The 6,437-nt window shown below is 46.4% G+C and carries 6 protein-coding genes; 1 reads left to right on the top strand and 5 read right to left on the bottom strand.

All coding sequences use genetic code 11. The annotated features are described in order from the left end of the window. Window positions 1-293 precede the first annotated feature (293 nt). Window positions 294-1,106 carry an MORN repeat-containing protein gene (locus tag ASN18_RS08895; RefSeq protein ID WP_236861625.1) on the top strand — a complete coding sequence of 271 codons (813 nt, stop codon included), beginning with the start codon at window positions 294-296 and terminating at the stop codon, window positions 1,104-1,106. A gap of 143 nt (window positions 1,107-1,249) precedes the next feature. On the opposite strand, the gene ASN18_RS08890 is transcribed toward ASN18_RS08895, so the two are convergent. The 5 genes from ASN18_RS08890 to rpmH are packed head-to-tail and all read right to left on the bottom strand — an operon-like array spanning window position 1,250 to window position 6,340. Further along, window positions 1,250-3,865 (bottom strand): CBS domain-containing protein, encoded by a 2,616-nt coding sequence (locus ASN18_RS08890; RefSeq protein ID WP_085052394.1) that lies wholly within the window; start codon window positions 3,863-3,865, stop codon window positions 1,250-1,252. 40 nt (window positions 3,866-3,905) lie between these two features. Continuing rightward, window positions 3,906-5,519 carry a membrane protein insertase YidC gene (gene yidC, locus ASN18_RS08885; protein ID WP_085052393.1) on the bottom strand — a complete coding sequence of 538 codons (1,614 nt, stop codon included), beginning with the start codon at window positions 5,517-5,519 and terminating at the stop codon, window positions 3,906-3,908. Between the two features lie 53 nt (window positions 5,520-5,572). Next, a complete protein-coding gene (yidD, locus tag ASN18_RS08880; protein ID WP_085052392.1) occupies window positions 5,573-5,782 on the bottom strand; it encodes a membrane protein insertion efficiency factor YidD in 210 nt (69 codons plus the stop codon). A gap of 49 nt (window positions 5,783-5,831) precedes the next feature. Then, window positions 5,832-6,200: a ribonuclease P protein component gene (gene rnpA, locus ASN18_RS08875; protein ID WP_085052391.1), complete on the bottom strand. Its 369-nt coding sequence runs from the start codon at window positions 6,198-6,200 to the stop codon at window positions 5,832-5,834. Continuing rightward, window positions 6,197-6,340, bottom strand: coding sequence for a 50S ribosomal protein L34 (rpmH, locus tag ASN18_RS08870; RefSeq protein WP_085052390.1), 144 nt, complete (start codon window positions 6,338-6,340; stop codon window positions 6,197-6,199). Before rpmH ends, rnpA begins: the two co-directional genes overlap by 4 nt. Window positions 6,341-6,437: the final 97 nt, after the last annotated feature.

The following is a 6,437-nucleotide window of genomic DNA, read 5'->3' as shown; positions in this document are numbered from 1 at the left end:
CATCACCCGTTAGGTTACATTAAAATCTCGATATCCCTCATTGCCGCGTATTATTCCGCCAAGCAATTTCTATACCGGACAGTATTGGGATGTGTCCCTTTTATTCTTAAAAAATGCTTGACAAAAAGGAGGCTATTGCGTAAAATATTGAAAATAGGGACACATCCTATTTAGTCTAAGCGCTAAATCACAATAGGATGTGTCCCTTATAAAATAATAATAATTGTCGTTGAACAAATATGTCCATTATTACTACTAATGTCGTCTATGTGGAGCCGAAGAGGAGAGCTAAAATGAATAAAACAATTATATCTCTTATCGTAACAGCGGTATTGCTGTCCCCGATAGTTTGTCCTGACGTTCATGCGCAAGCAGACTCAGCATGTACAGAGGGTAACTGCGTTAACGGCAAGGGAACATCTGTCTTTCCCAACGGCGATAAGTACATAGGCCAACACAAAAACGGTGTTAAGAACGGCCAGGGAACTTTTATTATAGCCAACGGGACCAAGTATGAAGGACAGTGGAAAGATGGCGTAAAAAATGGACAGGGCTCAATAGCCTTCCCCAATGGGGCTAAGTACTCAGGGCAGTGGAAAAACGATAAACCTAACGGCCAGGGAACATACACCTCTCGCGATGGAGAAAAATATTCTGGCAGGTTTATAGATGGAACGATGGACGGTCGCGGTGAAAAGACCTTCACCAGCGGTCATAAGTATTCGGGTGATTTTAGTAATGACAAAATCCAGGGTAATGGGATAATGATCTATCCCAACGGGGATAAATATGAAGGACAGTGGAAAGACAGCGGAAGAGAAGGCACTGGTACGATGATTTTTAAAAATGGCAACAAATTCACAGGCCAATGGAAAGGTGACAAACCGGAAGGCCGTGGAACTATGAATTTTTCCGATGGCCGCATATTCTCAGGCCAATGGATAAATGGGAAGGCAAACGGTGAGGGTACGATGACTTATACAAACGGAGAAAGATATGAGGGGCAGTGGAAAGACGACTCAAAAGACGGCCAAGGTACTTATTACTACCCCGATGGCAGAAAGGAATCTGGACGCTGGAAAGAGGGGAAAAAGGTCGATCAGTGACATAGTCCAACACCCATGTCCTTTGCTTATAGCAGGAGTAATAGGGACACATCCAATACTGACCGGTATAAAAATTGACAGGTAATTAAAATTGAAGTGAAGAGCATACCTATAATTTTCAACTCTTCCTATGCCAAGCACGCTCACCGAAATAACTCTAAATAACGGCTTTTTACTATGGCCTTTTCCTCTTCGGCTGTGCTGACGGCCCCCCTTAGTTTTTCCTCCAGTATGGCCTTAAATATTTCTGAGTACAACGGGCCTGGGGGAATCCCCATGCCTTTCAGGTCGTCACCCTTAAGTGCAGGTCTCATGCCCTTGTGTTCTGTCAGATACCTGGATATTGATTTTCTCTTTTCATCATTTTCTGCGATTGACATCAAATATATTACGGTCTCTAACGATGTACCTGTCAGGTGATTGTACACCGAAACAGGGTCATGATAATAGAATGGTTCATTGAGCCTGGCTAATCCGGTCAGGATGTGTTTTTTTATTGCCTCCGGTGTAGAGAGCCTCCGAAGGGCAGCCTCACGGGCCTCATCCAGTAACGGCGCAATCAACGCCATCAGATATAACACCCCTATATCAATCTTCTCTTCCCTGAACAGCAGGTTGTACCACGCAATGCTCTCCCTCAACCGCTGAAATACAACTGCAGACTCCCTCGTAAACCTGAGCGGCACCACCTTCAGCAGACCAAACCCATCAAGCCTCCTCAGGGCCTTCACCGGGTCGGCCTCCCTGAATATCAACAGAAGCTCGTCGTACAGGCGCGCCCCTGAGAGCTTCTCAAACAGATTAAACCTGATTGCCGTTTTTATCAATCTCTCTGTGTGTTTACCTATCCTGAAATCAAACCTCTCGGAAAATCTCACCGCCCGAAATGCCCGCGTCGGGTCCTCTATGAAACTCAGATTGTGCAGCACTCTCACTGTCCTTTCCTTTAAATCACGCTGCGCTCCAAAAAAATCTATCAACCGCCCAAAATCCCTCTTATTCAGAAATACGGCAAGCGTGTTTATTGTAAAATCCCTCCTGTATAAATCCTTCTTTATCGATGACATCTCAACCTGCGGCAGCGCCGCCGGACTTTCATAGTACTCCGTGCGCGCCGTTGCTATATCTATTGAAAAATCACCGCAATCATATAACTTAATATCAAATATCTTAGCGGTCTGAAAGCGTTCGTGTGTCTTGAGCTTTCCCCTTAATACCTTTGCAAGCGCTGAGGCAAACCCGGCCCCTGCACCTTCTATCACTATGTCTATGTCAAGATTCTGCTCCCCTCTGAGTAAATCCCGCACTGAGCCGCCTACCAGATAGGCCGACACCCCTGTCTCCTCCGCCACCTCTGCCGATGTCTGAAGTATCTTATACACGTATGTCGGGAAACGCTCACGCATCACAGCGGCAAGGTTCCTTCCGGCAGGATGCTTACTCTCATAGTGGGTCTGCTCTAGCCTGCTCCTCCTAATGTGCCCTTCATAGAGTGAGCGCAGCAGGTCTGTCCTTGTAATCGCCCCTACTATTCGGTCATCATGAATAACTGGTAAAAATCGCTGATTGCTCTCTACCATTGCAGCCTCTATCTCTCCTATAGCTGCATCAGGGGGCTTCATAATCGCATCAGTTGTTATGAAATCATCTATCTTGCTTGCCCTGAAACCGTGAAAGAGTGCCTTTTCCACTATCTCCCTTGATATCAGCCCCACGTATTGCGCGTCTTTGACTACCGGCAGGACATTTATCTCATATTTCGTCAACAGTGCCCCGGCCTCCTTAATCGTCGAGTCCCAATCAATGGTTATAACCGGACTTGTCATCACATCCCTTGCCGTCTTCTCAGGTCTGATTAGCTCATGAAGGCAATTTATTACCATTTCCTTTGCTATATCTGCAATTGTTTCATTTATCGATGCAGAGGCCGCTGATGGATGCCCCCCGCCGTTAAACCGGCGCATTACGTCGGCTATGTTTAGCTCTGACACGCGGCTCCTTCCAATGAGCAGTGTGCGCCCGCCCATGTTTAATATCAGTACCACTGCGTCTATGTCCTCCACATCCATTATCCCGTGGGCTATGAATGCCGCATCCCCTGAGTAGTTTTCCCTTGCGGCTGTGCCTATCTTCACCCTGACTCCATGGACTATGACCTCTGTAAGCGATGCCAATAACTCATTTAAGAGTTCAAGGTCATCTCTGCTGAGCTGCGGCCTTATGAATGTAGAGACAATATTAAGGTCAGCCCCGCGCCTAAGCAGATACGCCACGGCAAGCACATCCCTCTCTGTCGTAGAGGAGAAACGTACAGAACCAGTCTCCTCATATATTCCCAGACACAAGATGGTCGCCTCTATTGAGGTTAATAAGATGTTTTTTGAGCGTAATATCTCTGTGAACATGGTTGCCGTTGCCCCGATTTCCTCAATGGTCTCAACCGTGCCTGTAATATCGCCGGGGCGGCGTGCGTGATGGTCATAGATAAATGTCTGAAGCCCCTTTCTCCCTATTATCTGTTTAAAATCGCCTATCCTCTCTGGGTCTTTCGTGTCAACAATAATAAGGCGGGTAACCATGGACATGTCAATTTCTTTTACCTTTGAATTTTCTACAGGAAATGCCTTTAAAAACTCCCTTAGTGGTCTTTCCTGAGAACCGGGGAAGACTATCCTCGCCTCAGGGAAGAGTTTCTTCGCCCCAACCATAGCGGAAAGACAATCAAAGTCGGCATTTATATGGCATATGATGACGTCCATTACCCTGTTTATTAAGATACCGGGCGTAAGTGTTTTTTTGTCATTCAGCTTTCTTGTTTATATACGCCTGCTGAATTATGCTCAGGAGATTGCTTATCAGCCAGTAGAGAACCAGTCCTGAGGGGAAACTCAAAAACATAAACGTAAATATAACAGGCATAAACATCATTATCTTGTTCTGCATGGGGTCCAGGGTGGTAGGCGTCATCTTCTGCTGCAGGAACATCGTGCCGCCCATGATAACCGGAAGCACATAGTACGGGTCCTTGGCCGAAAGATCAGTAACCCAAAACATAAACGGGGCGCCCCTGAGTTCTATTGATACAAGCAGCACCTTGTAGAGGGCAAAAAACACCGGTATCTGCACAAGCATCGGCAGACATCCACCCATTGGGTTTACCTTGTGTTTTTTGTATAGCGCCATCAGCTCCTGCTGCATACGCTGTGGGTCTTTCTTGTATTTCTCCCTGATTTCAGTCATCATCGGCTGCACCTTTTGGAGCTTCTTCATCGACGACTGCCCCTTGTTTATCAATGGGATAAATGGTATCCTTATGACAATAGTAAGCAATATGATAGACAATCCGAAGTTGCCAATGAATTTGTTGATAAACATCAGGAGCCAGAAAATCGGCCTCGCTATGATAGAGAAAAAGCCGAAATCTACAATATGCTCAAACGATGCGTTAATGGATTTCAGTACCTCGTACTTCTTTGGACCGGCGTAGAACATGAATTCATTAGTACCGGCTCCTGTCTTAATGGCGCCAAGTATCGAAGTCTCTCCAATATTCCACATCTGAGCGCCTTTTGTCTGGGTCAACGGGGCTATGGCGTCAAAAAAGTACTTATTCTCCTGGGCTATCCACTTGATATTGCCGTCGTAGAGTTTTATGCCGTCAAGTTTGCTGCTTGTATCGAGTTCTATTCTATCCATATCCTTGAGGATTACAGGGCCGTTATGAGCGCCGTAGCTGTCTGCCCCCTCAGAGCTGAAATCACTGCCGGTGGTTATATAATAGTCGTCTATGCCGACAACCTCGTCCTTTAGTCCTACCTTATAGCTGTCGCCATAAAATGTATATGTCCTCTTTATATGGATGTCGTTGTAGTCGAAGGCAAAGGTCAACTGTCTGGTTTCCTGCCCCGTGAGGGTGATGCTGCCCGATGAGGAGGTGTTAAAGGCGGCCTTCATAAATGTAAATTCAGTATTGAAGCCTGAAGCAAGGGCCGGGAATTTTGCATTTTTATCTATAAGGTAGACCTCTTTGCCGTCTTTATCTTTATAGTCCTTGAGCTTAAACGATTTGATAACACCACCTATGGAGGAAACTTCAGCGGTATACAACTGGGTATCCACTTTGATGGTCTTTGCCTCTCTGTCATCAGGGGCAGCGGTGGGAATAGCTGCCGTGCCTGTCGCTGTCTGAGAGGCTGGCGGCATTGCAGCGGGTGACTGGGCTGGCGGCCCTGCGGGTACAGACGGTTCAGTCTTTGTTGAGGCAGCAACAGACGGCTTTGTCTTATTGTCCGCATCGGCAGCAATCTTAGCACGCCTTGCAGCCTCATTAACCTTCGGATTGACATAGAAATACTGGTACAACATCAAGATCGTTATTGACAGTACGATTGCAGCAAGCGCCCTCTTTTCCATAATTTACCTTATATTCATATTTTTGAAACCTATAAGTATCCTTCTAAAAAGAACTACTTAACAGGGTCATAACCGCCTTCGCTAAAGGGATGGCACCTTAAGAGCCTCCAGACGGCCATACTAAAGCCTTTCAGGGCGCCATGCTTTTCTACGGCTGCCGCTGCATACTCTGAACACGACGGCGCAAACCGGCAGCTCTGCGGCAAAAACGGCGATACCGCCGCCTTATAAAGCCATATTGCAAATAAGATTACCCTTTTCATTTCAATGCCGTATCATCTTCGGCTGCCTGAGTGATGGCATCAATTACATTCATGGGGCATCCCTGCTGCCATATTTTCTCAATGCCGCATAGTGTTTCTCAAGCACACCGCGCAACTCACTATATATCTCACTGTAGGCGGCCTGAGGTGTATCTGGCCCGGCAAGCAGAACGATATCCAAAGGTGTGCCTGAGCCGTCTAAGACAGCAAGATTTCTCATCGCCTCACGAAAGCGGCGCTTCACCTTGTTCCTTACAACTGCATTACCGACGCGCTTGCTGACGACCAAGCCGACCCTTACTCCACTCTTTTTACCGTTTGAGATATAAACCCCAAGGTGAGCAGCCCTATAACGCCTGCCGTTACGAAATACGTATTTGAACTCAAAACTCTTCTTAAGGCTTTCTAACGTGCTCAGGCGCTTAAGCTCTTGCGTCCCTTTGCCCTCCTGCGATTAATCAGCTTACGTCCGGCCTTGGTACTCATGCGATGCAAAAACCCGTGCTTGCGTCTCCTCTTAATCTTATGAGGATGATATGTTGTATAAGCTCCACCCATAGTTATTTCCTTTAACTACCGTTATTTATTGAATTAGGATTATAACCGGTTTAGCAATTTTTGTCAAGGCTGTTAAAACTTTTTTAGCAATACTGTT

The sequence above is a fragment of the Candidatus Magnetominusculus xianensis genome (assembly GCA_001541255.1).
Classification (GTDB): Bacteria; Nitrospirota; Thermodesulfovibrionia; order Thermodesulfovibrionales; family Magnetobacteriaceae; genus Magnetominusculus; species Magnetominusculus xianensis.
The sequence above is the reverse complement of the archived record's forward strand: the minus strand, read 5'-3'. Positions and strand labels throughout refer to the sequence as shown.

Excerpts from the sequence above, each read along its gene's own strand:
- ASN18_RS08895 (WP_236861625.1), top strand. The coding sequence starts at position 294 with ATGAATAAAACAATTATATCTCTTATCGTAACAGCGGTATTGCTGTCC.
- ASN18_RS08890 (WP_085052394.1), bottom strand. The coding sequence starts at position 3,865 with ATGGACGTCATCATATGCCATATAAATGCCGACTTTGATTGTCTTTCC.
- yidC (WP_085052393.1), bottom strand. The coding sequence starts at position 5,519 with ATGGAAAAGAGGGCGCTTGCTGCAATCGTACTGTCAATAACGATCTTG.
- yidD (WP_085052392.1), bottom strand. The coding sequence starts at position 5,782 with ATGAAAAGGGTAATCTTATTTGCAATATGGCTTTATAAGGCGGCGGTA.
- rpmH (WP_085052390.1), bottom strand. The coding sequence starts at position 6,340 with ATGGGTGGAGCTTATACAACATATCATCCTCATAAGATTAAGAGGAGA.